The organism is Enterobacter sp. PTB (assembly GCF_051130085.1).
GTDB classification, from domain to species: domain Bacteria; phylum Pseudomonadota; class Gammaproteobacteria; order Enterobacterales; family Enterobacteriaceae; genus Enterobacter; species Enterobacter ludwigii.
This window is the reverse complement of the sequence record NZ_JBDKEE010000138.1, coordinates 1-380: the sequence shown is the minus strand read 5'-3', so window position 1 is coordinate 380 and position 380 is coordinate 1. Positions and strand designations below refer to the sequence as shown.

Genomic DNA, 380 nt, shown 5'->3' with positions numbered 1-380 from the left:
ATAACATGTGTGTCGTTTCAATTTTCAGCTTGATCCAGATTTTTAAAGAGCAAAACTTCGCAGTGCACCTTTTCAGGTTCACTCTGAAGTTTTCTTGTTTTCGCAGTAAAAGATGGTGGAGCTATGCGGGATCGAACCGCAGACCTCCTGCGTGCAAAGCAGGCGCTCTCCCAGCTGAGCTATAGCCCCATCGTATGACCAACCTCTTCAAATCTGCATGACAGATTTGGTAGGCCTGAGTGGACTTGAACCACCGACCTCACCCTTATCAGGGGTGCGCTCTAACCACCTGAGCTACAAGCCTGTAGAGGTTTTTTACTGCTGTTTTTCATCAGACAATCTGTGTGAGCACTACAAAGGCAGGTTCTTTAAGGTAAGGA

The 380-nt window shown here is 46.8% G+C and carries 2 tRNA genes; both read right to left on the bottom strand.

From position 1 onward, the window contains the following. Window positions 1-113: 113 nt before the first annotated feature. A tRNA-Ala gene (locus tag AAIR21_RS27970) sits at window positions 114-189 on the bottom strand. Between the two features lie 38 nt (window positions 190-227). Beyond that, window positions 228-304 (bottom strand) — tRNA-Ile (locus AAIR21_RS27965). Between the last annotated feature and the right edge of the window lie 76 nt (window positions 305-380).